At 72.9% G+C, this 871-nt stretch carries 1 protein-coding gene; it reads left to right on the top strand.

Features of this window, described 5'->3' with window-relative positions:
• The coding region (locus tag ACFQEU_RS16870) for a DUF4147 domain-containing protein (protein ID WP_379784022.1) at window positions 1-871 on the top strand (871 nt) is incomplete at both ends.

The following is an 871-nucleotide window of genomic DNA, read 5'->3' on the forward strand; positions in this document are numbered from 1 at the left end:
CTGTCTCGCGGCCGGGATCGCCGCCGCGCTCCCGGAACGGATCGTCGCGGACCGCGCCTCGGTCGCCGACGGCGTGCTCGGCGTCGAGTCCGTCGACGGGACGCACGTCGAGTACGACCTCGACGACTACGACGAGGTCCGTCTGGTCGGTGCCGGCAAGGCGGCCGGCGGGATGGCGAACGCCCTCGCGACACGGCTCGGGGACCGGCTCGTCGGGGGCGCGGTCGTCACGGTCGACGAGGGCGACGAGAGCGATGAGGGCGACGGGGGCGACGAGAGTGATGAGGGCGACGGGGGCGACGAGAGTGATGAGGGTCACGAGGCCTCGCCCGTCGACGTCCTCCCCGGAGACCACCCGCTCCCGAGCGACCGCGGCGTCGCCTCGACGCGACGCGTCATCGACATCGCCGACGGGGCGGGACCGAACGACCTCGTGATCGCGGTCGTCACCGGCGGCGGTAGCGCCCTGCTCGCCGCGCCGGCGGACCCGATCTCGATCGACGACTTCCGAACCGCTACCGCGGAACTCCTCGCCTCGGGTGCGTCTATCGACGAGATCAACGCGGTCCGGAAACACTGCTCGGCGGTCAAAGGCGGTCGCCTCGCCGGGATCGCGGCCCCCGCGACCGTCCTCACGCTCGCGGTGAGCGACGTGGTCGGCGACGATCTCGGCGTGATCGCTAGCGGCCCGACCGCGCCGGACCCGTCAACGTACGCGGACGCGCTCGCGGTGTGGGACCGGTACGAGCTCGATCCCCCGGCGACCGTTCGCGAGCATCTTCAGGCGGGTGTCGCGGGCAACCGACCGGAGACGCCGACGGCTGCCGACCCGCTCTTCGAGCGAACCCGAACCCTCGTCGTCGGGAACGCG

The organism is Halorubrum tibetense, from assembly GCF_042661865.1.
Taxonomy (GTDB): domain Archaea; phylum Halobacteriota; class Halobacteria; order Halobacteriales; family Haloferacaceae; genus Halorubrum; species Halorubrum tibetense.